We start from the raw sequence: 16,779 nt of genomic DNA, 5'->3' as shown, positions 1-16,779 counted from the left end.
TAAAGAAGGTTCTGAAAAATTCCAGTGAGGCAGGTGTGATTTCATGGGGAATGAACGGATACGGCTGATTACAAGAGGCGACGATTGCGGAAGCAGCAAATCTTCAAATCGCGGTATATGGGAAGCATATAAAGAAGGTATTCTGAAAAATACATCAGTGATGGCGGTCTGCCCCGCGCTTGAGGATGCGGCGGAGCTTTTGGCTGGCGAACGGGAATTATGCTTCGGCCTGCATGCCGTGCTGAATGCGGAATGGGACCGGGTCCGGTGGGGTCCGGTACTGTCACCCGAAGAGGTGCCGACCCTTGTTGCTGCAGACGGCACCTTCTTCCAGACGACAAGGGAGCTCTGCGATCACGGGCCGCGGGTTGAGGAAATGATGGCCGAGCTTCAGGCTCAGCTCGATAAAGTGAGGCGGGCGGGATTCGATGTCCGGTATGCGGATCTGCATATGGGTTTTGATTGGGTGAATGACGGTTTCCGGGAAGCCTTCGCGATGTGGTGCGGTGCGGAAGGGCTGATTAACGATTTGGAGCTGCACCGCAGGCTGCCCAAGGTCGATTCCGTGCCTGGCGATCCCGTTGATCAGCTGATTGCCAAGCTCGCGGCGGCGGAGCCGGGGACCTATGTGTTGGTCGGTCATCCGGCGTATGACAATGAGGAGATGCGGACACTCGGACATTTTGGATACGATGGATTGACTGTAGCGCATGAGAGGGAATGGGAGAGGCGAATATTCACCGATCCGCGGGTTCTTTCATTCTGTCAGCTCAATGGTATCGTGCCAGCCCGGTATGATGAAGTGCATGTACCATGATCAGAATAACAAGCAGGCTTCCGTTGTGGTTCAGTGTATAGCAAAAAGAAGGGGAGCATGGTGCTTCGGCAGCTGCTCTATTCAATTCGATCGGCAGAGAGACCGCCGAAATTTCTGATTCCCGGGAGCGTGGTTGTTCCAATGAAAAGATTAACTTTATCGATAGTGTTCTTGTCATTTTGGTGTCTGACGCTTAGTTTTCCCGTACATGCCGGCCAAGCCGCAGCAGAGGATGGAATCATACATACTTTAATTAGAGGGGATAAGACGATTGGGGGCAAGCTTATAGACGGTCATATGTATGCGGATTCATTGGGTTTGCAGAACTGTTTGCCTTTTCTCGTCAGTTCCAGGGGAGTTTCGTGGAACCCGGATTTGAAGACAGTATCTTATGACAGTGATATCGGGGATGGAGAGGAGCATCTGAAATTCCAGTTGGGAAAGAATTATTTTACAGATCATGGAGAAAAGGTCATGCTAGCTTCTGCAATCATTTCAATGAACGGGAAAATCTATATTCCTGTCAAAGAGGTGGCCCAATATTATGGGCACAGCCTGAAATGGGATAATCGGAGCATGACCCTGACGATCACCCCGGATATTAAATATGATGTACCGCCCGAAACCGGTGAGGTTCAGTTTGAGCATTTTACCGTGCTCCGCGAATTTGAACCCGATCTGAACCTGGATGGAGTGCAGGATGAAGCAAGGATGGTCACGAATTATGATGAGAACAATCCGGATTATTTCACAGCTCCTGTCTATTTCGAATATCGAACGAATGCTCACGAGCCGTTTCACCGGATCGCTTTGGATATTCCTCCCATCGATTTGACCAAAGATAATTTAAAGGTCCGGACTGGTGATCTGGATGGTGACAGCAGGATTGAAATCGGTTATTCCATTGACTATCCCCAGATGGAGCATACCGAAAGATGGCCTCATATTCTGCAGTACCGGGATGATCGATTTGTCGACAGCAATCTCGCCAAAGAATATGACTTGCTCCTGGCCAATTGGGATATTACCCCTACAGACACAGGCGATGCGCAATTAGCTTTATATGAAAAGAATGGGGTGTTCGACGATAATCCCGCCATTCATTATTATAGGCTTGGACAGAGCGGTGAGCTTGAACGGAATTAGTTCGCGGCAAGAGCAGGGAGTATGAAGGGGAAAGGAGAAGGATCGCTATGTTTATCCGAATGACTTTCCTCGTTGGCTTAATTATTTTGATTACCGCATGTTCTGCTTCAAACGATGATCGGAAATGGGAACCAAGCGGAACCTTTGAAGCCGGTGGAATGACCATGTACGGAAAAGAAAACCGGTTGGGATTTGATCCTCAAGGCAATAGCGTTATATCAAAAGGCGGACACTTCATTATTTATTTTTGGGGAAAGCCGGAAGAAATAGCAGATACGTTCAAGTTGATGGGTGTGCACCAGAAGACGGGGGCGATAGAGACATTGTACTCCGACTGGGAGGTCACAAGGACAGAAAATAAGGTTGGAGCAGACGCGCAGGGCGGCGCCAAGTTCATTCTTAACCAGGATGGAACCAAAAAGGGAAAGTGGCGGCTTGAGGTATACATGGGTGACACGTATTTTGACAGTATTGTTGTAGAAGCCGCATGATTTCACTCAAATAAACACGCAGGTGGTTACATCGCGGCAGACTTGCATAGTTCGAATGAATCAAAAAGCCATGTTTCTCTACTCATTGGTAGAAACATGGCTTTTAGCAATTGGCTGGCAGCCCGTCATCTAACTGAAATTGTTACAGTTCGGGCAAGAATCAATCACAACGTCTTTGTTCCCGGCTTCGTCATCACATGATCGCCGGGCTTTGAAGGATCTAACGGCTGCTTGGGCTCGATCGGCACGGTTGAGGGCTCTGCGCTTTCATCCAGCGGGTCCCAGATCCGCAGCGCCGGGCGGAATGCCAGCAGCAAAGCGGCTGCAACGATCATAAGCATCCCGTTGGTCCTGATGACATACGAAGAGCCAACGAGTTGAGCGACAAATCCAACCGTTAATGAGGATATGGGCTGTGTGCCTACGGCGATCATGACCTGAAGGCTCAATACCCGGGCCCGCATGTTTGAAGGGGCCAATACCTGAATCAGCCCCTTGACCGTAGTCAATACGACAGGCTGGGCGAAAGCCGCGCAGAAGATGGCCAGCAAGGAGAAAGGCAGCCAGCTGGAAAGCGAAAACGCGCCGAACCAAAAGCCGGACCAGGCAATGATGGCTGCAAGCGCCAGTCCGGTCCGCCGCACCCGCTGCAGGATTGGCGTCAGCAGCAGTGCGCTGAAGAATGAGCCTGCTCCGAAAGCCCCCATCATCGTACCCAGCGTTTCCGGTCCGCCGCGCAGCAAATGATCAGCGATTTCCGGAAAAAGCTGCGTATTGACGAAGCCAAACAGGGTTGTCATCGCCGTGAACAGAATTAAATCCTGAATCCGCGGCTTCCTTCGGACGAAGCTGAGACCTTCCCGAAAATCCATCAGCGGATTGCTTGCGCTGATCTGCCGCTCTTGAGTGGCTTTTACCGAGAACAAGCTCGCAATCACCGCCACATAGCTAAGTCCATTCAGCCAGAAGGCCGGGGCTTCTCCGAAACCGCCTATCATCAAGCCTGCCACCGATGGCCCGATCATCCGCATGACCTGTTCCATGATCGCGTTGAGGGTAAATCCCTTGCGGACATGCTCAACACCGGACAGATCGCCGATGAAGGCTTGCTGGGAAGGGATATCCAGGGCGTTCACGCATCCGAGAATACCCGCGAGAATATAGACATGCCAGATACGCACCTCACCCGTATATACCAGCCCGCCCATGATAACAGCAAGGGTCATGGCCAGAATATTGGTGTAAATCAGCAGTTTTCGGCGGTCGAGCCGGTCTGCCCATACACCGGAGAAAGGGCCGAGCAGAAGGACGGGAAGCGTATTCAGCATGGCAACGATTCCAAGTGCGGCCGTTGAGCCGGTCAACCGCCACACCACCCAGGCCTGGGCAGTGCCCTGCATCCAGTTTCCGAGCATCGATACGCCCTGACCGCCCAAATAGATCCGGAAATTTCGGCTGCGTAAGGGAGATAGAGTATCCATCAGAGAACGAAACAATTTGTCACCTCAATATCCCATGTAATGGTATTGAAATCGCGCATTCATTTTGTCTATCGTCATCATAACATCATTGATGTCCGCTGGAAATAAAGCTCAAGGCGCACGAAGGATTCGCCATCGCCGAACTATCACTGTTTTTTTTAAGTTTATCACTGTTTTTTCTATTTTGAGGCTCCCGTTGAAAATCTATAATGGAAACAAATCTCCTCGATTGTGGCGGTTAAATTTTTTGACAAGGGGTGAAAGCGGTTTCCTGAAGTTTGTAACCTGTTATAATCGTCTTCTCATCTATGCTTCGAAATTGAAGGGAGTATTTTGCAACCGCTTTATTGCAGGTATTCAATTAAAAAGATGGGCAGGTGATCGCTATGGTTTCAAGGAAATTTTCCTTCATCAAGAAAACGCTGACGGCAGCTTTGGGGGCATCATTGATTTTGTCCAGCATCTCCGGCATTGCGGCAGCCAGTACACAAGTCAGCCAATCATCAGTCAAAAACGGGTATCAGCTGGAGTATCTGGATCGAGGACTCACAGCTGCCAAAGTATCCAATGGCGTGTTTTTGAGCTGGAGGCTGCTGGGCCACGAGGTAACGGGATATTCGGACAAGGGCCTGACAGGGACGAACTTCAACGTCTACCGGAGCGGTGAGAAGATCGCCACTGTCACAGACAGCACGAACTATCTGGATGCTGCCGGAACGGAGGCAAGCGAGTATTCTGTCGTTGCCGTCGTTGACGGCGAAGAGACGGATGCAAGCGGTATCGTGAAGCCGTGGGCAAGCAATTATCTGGATGTTCCGCTTAAAGTTCCGGCACCCGGCACGACGCCGAAAGGCGAAAACTATACGTATTCGGCAAATGATACAAGCGTCGGCGACGTTGACGGCGACGGCCAATACGAGCTTTTCGTCAAATGGGACCCCTCGAATTCGAAGGACGTCTCCCAAAAAGGTTATACGGGAAAGACATACATCGATTGTTATACGCTGGAAGGCAAGCTGCTCTACAGAATTGACCTTGGCGTCAATATTCGGGCAGGTGCCCATTACACCCAATTCAACGTCTATGACTTTGATGGCGACGGCAAAGCGGAAGTTATGTTTAAGACAGCTCCCGGCACAAAAGTCATCAAATATGACGATGCGGGCAATGTCGCTTCGGAGAAATACATTACCATGCTGCCGGAAGATATCGCTGCCGGTTACAGCAATTCGGACGACTACCGATACAGCGCAGGTGACTACTACGACCATCTTGTCCAGATGTTCCAGGATTACCAGAACCATCCGGAGGTTGTCGCAGGCCACTGGCCGGCAACCATTGAAGAGGCATTCCGCCCGTTGGAGGCGCTCTTCACCGGCAGTCAGGCGTTGCCACCTATGCCAATCCATCACTATCCGTTGTCAGTTGAAGATGCGCGGACCCTTGCGGATTATTATATCGATGTTCTTGCCCCTAAACGGAGTGCGAACAATCAATTGCGGACATTCGATGGCTTCATCCTGACAGGACCGGAATATTTGTCCGTTTTCAATGGCGCAACCGGCGATGAAATGGAGACCATCCGGTTCAAGATGGGACGCACGGACGATGGTCTCATGTGGGGAGACTATGCGCTTGGCAGAGTTGAACCAGGCAATCGTGTGGACCGTTTCATGAGCGGTATTGCGTTCCTGGATGGCAAAAAACCTTATTCCATTATGGTCAGAGGCGTATACACCAGAGTGACCATGGTTGCCTACAGCTGGAATGGCCAGCATCTGGAGGAGTATTGGAACGTTGACAGCGGCTGGGTGCCGATGACGAATCCATTCTTCGATTCTCCGCATGGCAGACCGGGCACGAATCCCGGCTATGAAGGCTTGACGACGCAGGGCGGTCACTCCATGAGCGTTGCGGATGTAGATTTCGATGGCAAGCAGGAAATCATCTACGCCGCGTCGACCATTGATGACGACGGTACGGTCATGTACAATTCATCAGGCGCTATGCCTCCAGCAAGCGAGGCGCCGGGCGAGATTCGCAGAATGGGACATGGCGATATGCTGCATGTCGCGGATATCGATCCGGATCGTGCGGGACTCGAGATTTTCATGGTGCATGAGGGGGCAACGAGCGTGCCTTACGGTTATACCATGCGCGATGCCCGGACCGGTGAAGTTATTTATGGCGCTTATACGGGCAGAGACACGGGACGCGGCATGATCGGCGACGTTAATCCCGATGTCAGAGGCTTGGAAACGTGGGCGGTATCATTATTGAGCGCGACTGGCGCACCCGTGAGCGGGGGGATGCCAGGAACGAACATGAGCATTAAATGGAATGCGGATATGACAACGCAGCTCATTGACGGCTCAGGGAACTCGACACCGACCATCCAGCAGCGTTATCCATCCGTCTCCACCGTATTGACAGCAGCAGGCACGAGAACGAATAACTCGACCAAAGGCAATCCAAACCTCGTTGCCGATATTTTCGGCGATTGGAGAGAGGAGCTGCTTGTCAGAACGGCAGACAGCTCAGCTCTGAGGATCTATATGAGCACAAGCGTAACCGATCACAAGCTTCATACGCTGATGCATGACGCTCAATACAGACTGCAGGTTGCCGGGCAGCAAACCGTCTATAACCAGGCGGATTACACCAGCTACTATTTTGCAGGTGATACGGATTTCTCCAAAGTCAAGGTACTCGATTTCTGGACCCCGGTGGTGAATGAAGTGTCCAGCGGCGGTGAGCTGAGCGGTGTTGACACTGCCGTGGCGGGTCAACCATTCGATATTACGTTCAGCTTAAATAACGTCCAGGATGAGGTTGTTGCACAGGATATCACCATTGCCTATGATTCAGATAAGCTGGAGGTTACTGCACCGCCGGTTTCGCTGGATGAGCAGAAGGTTATCATAGCCGGTTATGATGATAAGCCTGGATCACTCCGGATATTAGCCGTTCATCTTGGCGATAAACAAACGAATCCGAACGGTGATTTGATCAAGCTGAGCTTCAAAGCCAGACAGACAGCCGGAGAGGGAATGACCAGCATTGCCGTCAGCAAGCTGATCAACTCGAACAGCTCGGGCGAAGAGTCCATACGCAGCGGATCCTCGCACGAGGTTCAAATTACTGTCATTGACAAGTCGGCGCTGACCACTCTCATTGCGGAAGCGCAAAATGTGAAGGACAATGCGGTAGAAGGCAGCATGGCTGGTCAATATCCTGCAGGCTCCAAAGCAACCTTGCAGGCCGCGATTGACAAGGCAGCGCAAGTTGCTGCTGACGCCGCATCGACGCAAACGCAGATTGAGCAGGCTGTGAGTAAGCTTAGCGAAGCTCTGCAAGCCTTCAAGGCAAGCGTTATCGTCGCAGCCCCAGGCGATTACAACAATGACGCTCAAGTTAGCATCGGCGACCTGGCTATAATGGCCAAGGCATATGGTGCGACATCGGCTGACGCGAATTGGAATCAAGTGAAGCATCTTGATATGAATCATGACGGCGTGATCGATATCGCCGACCTGGTCGCACTCGCTGTGCTTATCTTTAACTGGAAATAAGCCGGGGAATAAGTCCGGCCTGGAGGGGGAAGCCGCTTCTCTCCTCCCGGCCGCTTCCTGAAAGGACTGCTGCATGATAAATCGAAGATGGATTCATTTCAGTTTGATACTTCTACTGGGTCTCTCAATGTTTCCATTCACAGCTGCGGGCGCGGGCAAGCCTTCTTTTGCATTGTCATTGGACCAATCCACGCTGGAAACCGGTGAGGAAGTGCTGGTTACGGTGAAAGGCGAGCAGCTCGAGGATTTGTTCGGTTATGAAATTCGTCTGACCTATGATACCGGTCGCCTCCGGTTCAAGAGCGCTTCTGCCCTTTGGCCAGGCTTTTCTGTCCCGGATTCGGACGATGATGGCGAAGTCATTTTCGCGCACACGAAGCTCGGCAAATCACAAGGTGAGAAAGGCGCCGCCGATATTGCCTCATTCTCATTCGAAGCCAAAGGCGTGGGTGATGCAGCTATCACCCTGACAAGAATCAAGCTCGTCGATTCGCAAGTCCAATCTGTCGTAGAGACACCGCAGGCCAGAGCCGTGCTGCATATCACATCTGCACAGACCAGGTCCTTCAGCGACCTTGACGGCCATTGGGCAAAATCAGCCGTAGAGGAGGCAGCCGGTATCGGCTTTGTCAATGGCTATCCGGACAATACCTTCCGTCCTGACGCCAAGATCAACAGAGCGGAATTTGCCGCCATGCTGGCGCGTGCTGTTCCGTTGTCTGCCGAAGGGGAGACAATGTTGAGTTATGCCGATGCCGATCAAATTCCTGAATGGGCAGCACCGCATATTGCGGCTGTAACGGCTTCAGGCATCCTTATCGGTTATTCGGATCGCACGTTCCGTTGGAACAGCAGCATTACCCGGGCTGAGATGACGGTTATGATCGCTCGAACCGCGCATCTCGAGTTATTAGAAGACACACCGGCGGGCTTTGCCGATGACAGTGAAATTCCTGCATGGGCTTACCGGGAAGTGTCTGCGGCCAAGGCTAGCGGCTTGATTCAAGGCAAGAACAACAATCTGTTTGATTCCTCCGGCAGCGCTACACGTGCTGAAGCCGTGACGATTATCTTGAATCTGCTTCATAAGTCTGAAGGGTAGCTGTCTGTTTAATCCGCGAGGGATAATCGAAGATCATAAAACAGCAGGCCGCTTGTACGATGGTATTCATCGTGCAAGCGGCCTTTTTCCGATAGATCGGATTCAAAGTATGGGGATGTTCAGGTAAATTGAGCACGGCGGATGAAAGCAATGGTCGCCGCGGCGACAGGCCCGATCTGCTTGAAGACGCGGCAGATGTGATCTCTATCACGGAATCAGGATCGTGACAGTCGTTCCTTCCCCTATGCGGGATTGCAGGGTGACGCCATATTCCCTGCCGTAATACAGCTTCAAGCGGTCGTCCACATTGTTGATGCCGACGCCGCCCAATTTGGGCAGGGGAGACGACGATCCGATGCCAGCGGCCTCTTTGCGCAAGTCCGGGTCGAAGCCGACTCCGTCATCCTTCACAACGAATATTACATTCCCGTCAGCTGTGCTGCCGCATGTAATTTGCAGGAAGCCGGGGCCATCTTTTTCCCGGATGCCATGATAAATCGCATTTTCGACGAGAGGCTGCAAAATGATTTTCGGAATTACCTTTGCGGATAATGCCGGGTCAAAATGAATATCGTAATGAAGCTTTTCGCCATACCGTTCCTTCTGGATAAATAAATATTGGGCGACATGGCTCATTTCATTTTTAATCGTCGTCATTTCACTTCCGCCGCTCAACGATAATTGAAAAAATTTGGCCAGCGCTTTGGTCGTCGAAATCACGCGGTCGCTCTCATTGAATTCCGCCATCCAGACAATCGTGTCCAAGGTGTTATACAAAAAATGCGGGTTGATCTGGCTGTGCAGCACGCTGAGCTCATAGGCATGCAGAGCCTTTTCCTTCGTTTCGATCTCCTGCATCAATCGCCGTATCTCCGACACCATCGTGTTGAAATGCTGCGCAAGTCCCTGGACCTCCGTCACTCCGGTCTCCGGTACGCTCACCTCCAGCGTGCCCGTCTCCACCTTCTGCATGGCCTGCTCCAGCCGGTGGATCGGACGGGTAATGCTCTTCGCGATGAAGGGGGATACCACGATTATAAGCAGCAGCAGTCCCAGCCCGACAATGGCGAACGAACGCAGCAGCTGGTTGCGGACCTGCTGCAGGCCATCCAGGGAACTGACGCCGACCAGCGTCCAGTCGGAATTTCGCAGCTTCGTTTTGTATACGAGCAAATTTTGCGTCTGATCAAAGCCCTGCTCCGACATGCTGATCTTCCTAAGCTGCTCCTGCTTGTCCTGATCGGTGAAATAAGCGGGATCCTTGTGATAAACAATCTCGCCTTTATTATTGATAATAAAAGCAAAGCCTTTGCTTCCAAGCTTCAAATCGTTCAAATAATCCTCGATGCCTTTATATTCGATGTCCAGAAGGACAACGCCGAGATTGCGGTTATCCGCGTCTTTAATTTCCTGGCTCATCGAGATGACCCAATTATTCTTGTCCATCGAAAATTTCTGCATCCGGGCAGAGGTGAGCGCCGGGTTCGTGCTGTTGATCGCCGCGACGTACCAAGGCTCGTTCATCATATCGGAAGAACGCCGCATATTCAGTTTTTTCTCATTGGACAGCACATATCCATCCTTGCCGATGACCACGACGGACTTGATATAGGAATCGGACAGCAGCACATTATTGATAAACTGCAGCTCGTCCTTCTCTCCGGTTTTCGTTTGCGAGGAGAGGGTCTGGATCGTTTGGGGACTGCGGGCAAGCAGGGTGGACAGCACCTTCAGCCGGTCGATATACATTTCAACCAAAGTGCCGCTTTTTGAAATCGCCATATTGGATGATTGAATGGAATCATTCAGTACCACCCGGGAGATGCCAAAGTACAGAACGGCCCCGATGATTCCGATCGTCACGAAGCTGATCAGCATATAGATCCAGGATATTCTAAACTGGAGGGAGCGGGGAAATCGCTTCACGAGTGTTTGGTCCTTTCCCGGTATTGCAGGGGAGAGAGCCCGAATTTCTTCTTGAAGGCGGCGCTGAAATAATTCGGGTTGTCGAAGCCTACGGCCGATGAGATTTCATACACTTTCAAGTCGGATATAAGCAGCTGCAGCTTGGAGCGCTCCAGACGGGCAGCCAGCAGGTAATCCTGAAAAGACACATTAAACAGCCTTTTGAACAGGACGCTCATGTACCCGGAGCTAAATCCTTTCTGACTTGCCAGCATGGCCAGCGAGAAATCCGGATTGGCTACATTATCCTCGATGATTTGGGCGATGGATGCTTTGCTGTCGGATTCGTCCGTCATTTGCAGCGTCGTTTTATACTCGGTGACCAGATGCTGCAGCTCGGATTGCTGCTGCTCGTTCTGGAGCTTTACCACCAATTTGCGCAGCACCTCGTATACGTCGCTTTTGGAGACCGGTTTCAGCACATAGTCATCAATGCCGATTTTCAAGGCGGCAACCGCGTAATCGTAATAATCATAACCCGTAATGACGGCGATTTTGACATTTGGCTTCAGTTCCTTGGCTTTTCTGGCAAAATCCAATCCGTTCATCTTGGGAATGTTAATATCCAGCAGTACGATGTCGGGACGGTGGGCGAGAAAGAGCATAAGCCCTTTCTCGCCATTATCCGCTTCCATGATTTCCGTTATGCTGAACGTCTCGAACGGCACGAGCCGTTTGATTCCATTCCTGACCAGTTCCTCGTCCTCCACGATCAGCAGCTTATACATCGGCTTTAGACTCCTTGAATTTTATTCGACTTCCGATTGCAAATATCCGTAGCCTTCTTTTTGCATATCGTCGAGCGGCACAAACCGGATGGAGGCGCTGTTAATACAAAATCTTTTCCCGCCCGTCTCCTTTGGCCCATCATCGAACACATGGCCCAGATGGATGTCGCCGACGCGGCTCCTGGCCTCCGTGCGGACCATATTGAAGCTCGTATCTTCATCATACGTTACCACATCCGGATCGATTGGCTTCGTGAAGCTGGGCCATCCGCAGCCCGCATCATACTTGTCGCGGCTGGAGAACAGCGGCTCGCCCGTTGCGACATCGACGTAGATTCCGGGATCGAATGTATCCCAGTATTCGTTGGAATAGGCAGTCTCCGTATCCTCGAGAACCGCGACCTTGTACTGGATATTCGTCAGTTTTGTTTTCAGCACTTCGTCGCTTGGACGGGAATATAGAGAAGGATCGACTTTTACCGGTTCATCCAGGATGCTGAGGTCGACATGGCAGTAGCCGTCCGGGTTTTTCTCCAGATAATCCTGGTGGTAGTCCTCAGCCAAATAGTAATTCGTTAACGGCAGCACTTCGGTGACGATTTTTTTATCGTATTTTTTCTGTTCCTTGGCCACGACTGCGTTGATGACGGATGCGTCGGCGTCATTGATATAGTAGATTCCCGAGCGGTAATTGATGCCTGCGTCGTTCCCCTGTTTGTTCACGCTTGTCGGGTTGATGACTTTGAAGAAATCGGTCAACAGGTCGGACAATTGAATGCGTTTGGGATCATATTTTACTTCTACCGTTTCGGCAAACCCGCGGTCACCGCGAACCACATCTTCATAGGTCGGGTTCTCGCCTGTTCCGTTAGCATATCCCGAGGTTGCGTCCTGTACGCCGATAATGCGAGAAATGTAGGCTTCGATTCCCCAGAAGCAGCCTCCCGCCAAATAGATGGTTTGCAGGTCGCTTTGGGAGTAATCGATCTTGTCATTCGGGTTTGCGGATCTGGTCGTTGTTGGCCCTGTCTCCGGAGCAGACGCGGTTGTAATGGAAGAATCCGCAGCCCCCGCCGCTTGCGAGGCGGATGGGCTGATCAATTCCTTCGGACTGCCGCAGGCTGTAACAAACAGAAACATCAGCAGTGAGACTGCACATAAAAGTCGTTTCAAGTTATTCCCTCCCTTTGAATTTGGATAAGTCTTTAAGCGACACGCTAGGAAATCGCTTTAAATGTATTGGTGATGATATCATTGGAATTTTGACCCGGTGCTGTTTTGACGAGAACGCCGTCAGAGCCGATATAGAGTGAAGTCGGATATCCTCGTATCCCGAACTTCTGGGCCCATTTTCCGCCTTCATCCAGCAGCACGGTAATGTTCTTGCCCGTTTCCTCAGCCTGAAGCCCCTTAAACCACTGCGAAAAATCCTCCGTGGACTGTTCGCCTTTAAAATTAGGGCTGACGATCGTGATCACCTTGAAATCATTGCTCTGACCGGCCAAGGTGTTCAATTCGTCCATCCCGGCCAGACAAATCGGACACCAGGAAGCCCAATATTTCACATACACCTTTTGCCCGGCAAGGCTGGCCAATGTGACCTCGTTCCCGTCGAGATCCTTGAGATCGAACATCGGCGCTGCAGGTCCTTTGTTCAATACCGTCTGCGCTGCTTGTGCCGTCTGCGCATTCGGCGCATTGTCCTTATTCCCGCAAGCGGCAAGGATCAGCAGCATGGAGAGCAGGCCAATGATGGCCGCCGGCCATTTTCCTTTACTCATGGGTAAAACCTCCTTCTGTTTGTGCGTACAGCCATTAAAACATCGTTGTAATCATGTTCAATTTATTCGTCATAAGCAGAACCCCCATCACAATAAGCAGGATGCCGGAAACCACTTTTAACATCGGCATATGCTTATTGAGCGATCTCAGCCTTCCTATCAGCAGATCCGAGAAGATTGAAAGGACCAGGAATGGAATCGCCAAACCAAGCGCATAAATGAGCATATAGCCTCCGCCCTGGGCGGACGAGCCTTCGCTGGCAGAAAGGCTGAGCACAGCCGCGAGTATCGGACCGATGCACGGCGTCCAGCCGAAGCTGAACGTGAAACCAAGCAGAAAGGAGGCGGCAAAGCCCTTTTTCCCACTCCGCCCAAGCGTCAGTTTCTTCTCGCGCTGCATGAAAAGCAGCTTGATAACACCCGTTTGAAAGATCCCGAAGACAATGACAATGATTCCGCAGATGACGATAAACCAGGAAGTATTAATGACACTTCCAAGCGCCCCTGCGCCGAAACCAAGCAGCACAAAGACGAAGGATATTCCGAGAATAAAAAACAGCGTGTTTCCAATCAGGAGGGGATGAATCCGCAGCTTTCCCCATTTGACCGCATTCATCCCGCTTCCCGGGACAGCGCCTCCGAGCTGGGCGATATAAACAGGCAATAACGGCAAAATGCACGGTGAAAAAAAGGAAAGCAGACCTGCAATAAACACACTTCCAATGAATACCTGCTCCGTCAACACGGCAACGACCTCCTTGCTGCTTCCAGTTTACGACTTTTCCAGCATGATTGGTATGTACTCTGATGATTAGTTTCTGTGAAATGATAATGTCATGTTGTTATGAAAGACACTTAATTGACAATAAAACATCTTAGAATGCAGGATAAATGATCTTATTAAGGTTTATAATTTTAAGGTATTTGATAGAAGGAAATAACCAGGGAGGGGAAAACCATGAGCGCATCAAAACAAGACGAAACGCTTCTCTGGACACCCGGGGAGCCGCAAGATTATCCGGAGAGCCCGCTGTCAAAGGCTTTCGCCCAACCGCTTATGCTGGGGCTTTTTCTGCCGCTTCAAACCGGAGGGTGGTCGCAGTCGACGCTGCCAAGGGGAACCGACTGGTCATTTGACTATAACGCCAGACTGACGCAGCAGGCAGAGGAGCTGGGGTTTGACGTGGTTTTCGGTCTTTCTCAGTGGCTTCCGAAGGGCGGCTTCGGCGGTGAAACCGGATACCGGGAGAATTTTCTTGATCCTTTCGTGTCAACGGTCGCGCTCGCAGCCGTAACGAAGCGGATTCTTCTTCTGGGTACGATTCATATTCTCTACGGTCCATGGCATCCGATGCATCTGGCCCGTTTTTTGGCAACAGCGGATCATATCTCGCAGGGTCGTTTTGGCGCAAACATCGTGACAGGCTACGCAGAGAATGAGCCGCGCATGTTTGGGTCGACCAAGGCCGATCACGATAAACGCTATGTACAGTCGGCCGAGTTCATCCGAATCTGCAACGCCCTTTGGGCCGGCACCGACAATCTGACCTACCAGGGGGAATTTTATTCTCTCGAAGAGGCTTACGTCTCGCCCCGGCCGCGTTATGGCCGGCCCGTTCTGGCTTCAGCATCGGGGTCGCCGGCAGGCTTCGGCTACGCGGCCAAATATTCCGACATCGCGTTCATCTCGAGTCCCGCAGGGGAAAAGCTCGCGGATGCGCTGCCGAAGCTTCCCGCTCACGTTTCGGCCGTCAAGAACGCCGCCGCCGCCGAAAACCGTCAGGTGCGCGTCATCATCAATCCGACCATCATTGTGCGTCCGACAAGCGAAGAGGCATTCGCATACTATCATGCGATCATGGATCATGCCGATTTTGGCTCAATCCGCAGTTTCTCTGCCCGCCATGCCGCAGGCGACAGCCAATCATGGCTGGAGCACTCGGACAAGGGCCGCGCGGTCGGCGGCCATCTCCATATTGTGGGCTCGCCCGAAGAAGTCGTGGAACAGCTGAAGCAGCTGCACGCGACCGGCGTCGACGGTATTCAGATCACGTTCTATGACTATGAACCGGAGCTGGCCTATTTTGGCGAGAGCGTCATTCCACTATTGGAACAGGCGGGACTCCGGCTGCCTCAAGAATAACTGTGATTTATCGCTGACCGACATGAAACAAAGGACAGTGTTCTTCCAAAGCCGCATAGCTGCGGCTTTTTTCTTTATAAGAAAGGCCGGCTATAGTCCAGGTGCAGCGGCACCTCCAAACACAGCAATCCATAAGAAATCCCGCCTGATGCGGTTTGCTATAATGAGAACGAACATAACAATAATTGGATGGAAGGATGATGGAGAATGGCAGCGCTTAAACCTTTCCTGATTTCGGAGGACTCCAGAGCTCAAGCGGATTTCTATGTTGGAGCGCTTGGAGGGACAATCAATTCTGTCATGACGCATGCACAGGCTCCGGAGCCTAATGATGCGATTAAAGACAAAGTCATGCATTTATGCCTGGAGGCCGCAGGGGTAACGATCTTCATGGCCGATTCCCTCGGTCCTCTTACGCACGGGAACGGCATCAGCCTGAACCTGGAGTTCGAATCCGCGGCAGAAGGCCGGGAAGCGTTCGATAACCTGGCGGCAGGCGGCAAAGTGATTGATCCGCTCGAGCCGGTATTCTGGGGCGGCATGTACGGGCAGCTGGAAGATAAATACGGCGTCTACTGGATGATCAGCTGCGGAAGCTGAAGAAGGCGCAGCCCGACCGGAGCTGTGTGACTTAAATGAGGAAGAGTAGGGCTGGTGCAGCCCTGCTTTTTTTGCGTTTTATACTATATACAGATTTCTTCCCGGTTCCAATTCACAAGTTCCCGATACTATGTCTTGACTTGTACTGCTTCGTATCGTTATGATAAACAGAGTTGAATGCAGTTACACAGGAGATAAATAATATGATGGATTTAGGAAATAAAATCAAGAAATTGCGGATCGAGCAAAACCGGAGTCTAAGCGATATAGCCGCCGTTTGCGGATTCTCAAAAAGCCTGCTGTCTAAAATAGAAAACGGCAAGACCGTTCCCCCGATCTCCACATTGATCAAGATTGCTGATGCGCTGGGTACGAAGGTATCCATCCTGCTCGATGATCACCAGCAGTCGGGGACGATTTATACAACCAAAGAAACGAGTGAATCCAGATTAGTCAAGACAGATAAAGGCTACTCCTTTTTCACCTTTGCCGTTGAGCGCAGCGAGAAGCTGATGCAGCCGTTTCTTTTTGTATCCAGAAAAGAAGAGAGCGACAACAGAAATATATACAGCCATAACGGGGAAGAGTTTATCTATATTCTGGAAGGCGAAATGCGATACAAAGTGGGCAATGTGGAATACACCCTGAAGCCGGGGGACAGTTTGTACTTCGATTCCATTGAAAAGCATAAATTAACCTCGATCACAAATGAAGTAAAATACATTGCTGTATTCACCCAATCGAAGCTGAACGAAGGATAGCATCCGCAGTGAACCGTACGACTTAAGTCCTCAAATCCCACCGTCTTCTCCATAGTTAGTCAGATAACATGATGATTTTATCCTCATGTTATTTCCTCTGCTTTCCCGCTTTACAGTTCTGCTTTACTAAAGTCAACGGCTATACGGGTCAGGGTTCTCAAGAGAGAACCCTGTTTGGGTTGTCTCTACAAT

The 16,779-nt window shown here is 51.1% G+C and carries 14 protein-coding genes and 1 pseudogene; 9 read left to right on the top strand and 6 right to left on the bottom strand.

All coding sequences use genetic code 11. The features are described 5' to 3' along the window. Nucleotides 1–43 precede the first annotated feature (43 nt). The 3 genes from AC0YOA_RS01710 to AC0YOA_RS01700 all read left to right on the top strand — a co-directional run bounded on the left by AC0YOA_RS01710 (nucleotide 44) and on the right by AC0YOA_RS01700 (nucleotide 2,454). Nucleotides 44–817, top strand: coding sequence for a ChbG/HpnK family deacetylase (locus AC0YOA_RS01710; RefSeq protein ID WP_475785130.1), 774 nt, complete (start codon nucleotides 44–46; stop codon nucleotides 815–817). 141 nt (nucleotides 818–958) lie between these two features. Continuing rightward, a complete protein-coding gene (locus AC0YOA_RS01705; protein WP_475785129.1) occupies nucleotides 959–1,963 on the top strand; it encodes a stalk domain-containing protein in 1,005 nt (334 codons plus the stop codon). Nucleotides 1,964–2,010: 47 nt separating this feature from the next. Then, nucleotides 2,011–2,454, top strand: coding sequence for a hypothetical protein (locus AC0YOA_RS01700; protein WP_475785128.1), 444 nt, complete (start codon nucleotides 2,011–2,013; stop codon nucleotides 2,452–2,454). Between the two features lie 164 nt (nucleotides 2,455–2,618). Here the strand turns inward: AC0YOA_RS01700 and AC0YOA_RS01695 are convergent, their stop codons facing one another. Next, nucleotides 2,619–3,950 carry an MFS transporter gene (locus AC0YOA_RS01695; protein WP_475785127.1) on the bottom strand — a complete coding sequence of 444 codons (1,332 nt, stop codon included), beginning with the start codon at nucleotides 3,948–3,950 and terminating at the stop codon, nucleotides 2,619–2,621. A gap of 371 nt (nucleotides 3,951–4,321) precedes the next feature. Between AC0YOA_RS01695 and AC0YOA_RS01690 the strand changes: the two are divergent. From AC0YOA_RS01690 to AC0YOA_RS01680, 3 genes and pseudogenes are all read left to right on the top strand, one after another. Next, a pseudogene (locus tag AC0YOA_RS01690) lies at nucleotides 4,322–6,682 on the top strand (rhamnogalacturonan lyase); the annotation flags it as partial. Continuing rightward, nucleotides 6,662–7,507: a cohesin domain-containing protein gene (locus tag AC0YOA_RS01685; RefSeq protein WP_475785781.1), complete on the top strand. Its 846-nt coding sequence runs from the start codon at nucleotides 6,662–6,664 to the stop codon at nucleotides 7,505–7,507. The pseudogene AC0YOA_RS01690 and the gene AC0YOA_RS01685, both read left to right, overlap by 21 nt. Before the next feature lie 127 nt (nucleotides 7,508–7,634). Next, nucleotides 7,635–8,609, top strand: a complete 975-nt coding sequence (locus tag AC0YOA_RS01680) for an S-layer homology domain-containing protein (RefSeq protein WP_475785126.1) — start codon at nucleotides 7,635–7,637, stop codon at nucleotides 8,607–8,609. 207 nt (nucleotides 8,610–8,816) lie between these two features. Here AC0YOA_RS01680 and AC0YOA_RS01675 read toward each other — a convergent pair whose 3' ends face one another. Genes AC0YOA_RS01675 through AC0YOA_RS01655 form a run of 5 tightly spaced genes read right to left on the bottom strand, consistent with a single transcriptional unit; the run spans nucleotide 8,817 to nucleotide 13,828 of the window. Continuing rightward, nucleotides 8,817–10,535 carry a sensor histidine kinase gene (locus AC0YOA_RS01675; RefSeq protein WP_475785125.1) on the bottom strand — a complete coding sequence of 573 codons (1,719 nt, stop codon included), beginning with the start codon at nucleotides 10,533–10,535 and terminating at the stop codon, nucleotides 8,817–8,819. Continuing rightward, the gene (locus AC0YOA_RS01670; RefSeq protein WP_475785124.1) at nucleotides 10,532–11,302 is read right to left on the bottom strand and encodes a response regulator transcription factor; all 771 of its coding nucleotides are present in this window, start codon (nucleotides 11,300–11,302) and stop codon (nucleotides 10,532–10,534) included. Before AC0YOA_RS01670 ends, AC0YOA_RS01675 begins: the two co-directional genes overlap by 4 nt. 21 nt (nucleotides 11,303–11,323) lie before the next feature. Then, nucleotides 11,324–12,475 (bottom strand): peptide-methionine (R)-S-oxide reductase MsrB, encoded by a 1,152-nt coding sequence (gene msrB / locus AC0YOA_RS01665; RefSeq protein ID WP_475785123.1) that lies wholly within the window; start codon nucleotides 12,473–12,475, stop codon nucleotides 11,324–11,326. A 44-nt stretch (nucleotides 12,476–12,519) separates the two neighbouring features. Continuing rightward, nucleotides 12,520–13,083, bottom strand: a complete 564-nt coding sequence (locus AC0YOA_RS01660) for a TlpA family protein disulfide reductase (protein ID WP_475785122.1) — start codon at nucleotides 13,081–13,083, stop codon at nucleotides 12,520–12,522. A gap of 34 nt (nucleotides 13,084–13,117) precedes the next feature. Next, nucleotides 13,118–13,828 (bottom strand): cytochrome c biogenesis CcdA family protein, encoded by a 711-nt coding sequence (locus tag AC0YOA_RS01655; protein WP_475785121.1) that lies wholly within the window; start codon nucleotides 13,826–13,828, stop codon nucleotides 13,118–13,120. Nucleotides 13,829–14,041: 213 nt separating this feature from the next. On the opposite strand from AC0YOA_RS01655, the gene AC0YOA_RS01650 reads away from it, so the two are divergent. The 3 genes from AC0YOA_RS01650 to AC0YOA_RS01640 all read left to right on the top strand — a co-directional run bounded on the left by AC0YOA_RS01650 (nucleotide 14,042) and on the right by AC0YOA_RS01640 (nucleotide 16,587). Next, complete coding sequence (locus AC0YOA_RS01650) at nucleotides 14,042–15,226, top strand: LLM class flavin-dependent oxidoreductase (protein WP_475785120.1); 1,185 nt, start codon at nucleotides 14,042–14,044, stop codon at nucleotides 15,224–15,226. Between the two features lie 207 nt (nucleotides 15,227–15,433). After that, nucleotides 15,434–15,826, top strand: coding sequence for a VOC family protein (locus AC0YOA_RS01645; RefSeq protein WP_475785119.1), 393 nt, complete (start codon nucleotides 15,434–15,436; stop codon nucleotides 15,824–15,826). 203 nt (nucleotides 15,827–16,029) lie between these two features. Then, on the top strand, nucleotides 16,030–16,587 hold the full coding sequence (locus AC0YOA_RS01640) for a helix-turn-helix domain-containing protein (protein ID WP_379113432.1): 558 nt from the start codon (nucleotides 16,030–16,032) through the stop codon (nucleotides 16,585–16,587). Nucleotides 16,588–16,779 lie beyond the last annotated feature (192 nt).

Source organism: Paenibacillus sp. JT22N12 (assembly GCF_056269365.1).
This window is presented reverse-complemented; position numbering and strand designations above follow the sequence as displayed.

What these genes read in the sequence shown, in the direction of transcription:
- AC0YOA_RS01710 (WP_475785130.1), top strand. Translation starts at nt 44, where the DNA reads ATGGGGAATGAACGGATACGGCTGATTACAAGAGGCGACGATTGCGGA.
- AC0YOA_RS01705 (WP_475785129.1), top strand. Translation starts at nt 959, where the DNA reads ATGAAAAGATTAACTTTATCGATAGTGTTCTTGTCATTTTGGTGTCTG.
- AC0YOA_RS01700 (WP_475785128.1), top strand. Translation starts at nt 2,011, where the DNA reads ATGTTTATCCGAATGACTTTCCTCGTTGGCTTAATTATTTTGATTACC.
- AC0YOA_RS01680 (WP_475785126.1), top strand. Translation starts at nt 7,635, where the DNA reads ATGTTTCCATTCACAGCTGCGGGCGCGGGCAAGCCTTCTTTTGCATTG.
- AC0YOA_RS01670 (WP_475785124.1), bottom strand. Translation starts at nt 11,302, where the DNA reads ATGTATAAGCTGCTGATCGTGGAGGACGAGGAACTGGTCAGGAATGGA.
- AC0YOA_RS01660 (WP_475785122.1), bottom strand. Translation starts at nt 13,083, where the DNA reads ATGAGTAAAGGAAAATGGCCGGCGGCCATCATTGGCCTGCTCTCCATG.
- AC0YOA_RS01650 (WP_475785120.1), top strand. Translation starts at nt 14,042, where the DNA reads ATGAGCGCATCAAAACAAGACGAAACGCTTCTCTGGACACCCGGGGAG.
- AC0YOA_RS01645 (WP_475785119.1), top strand. Translation starts at nt 15,434, where the DNA reads ATGGCAGCGCTTAAACCTTTCCTGATTTCGGAGGACTCCAGAGCTCAA.
- AC0YOA_RS01640 (WP_379113432.1), top strand. Translation starts at nt 16,030, where the DNA reads ATGATGGATTTAGGAAATAAAATCAAGAAATTGCGGATCGAGCAAAAC.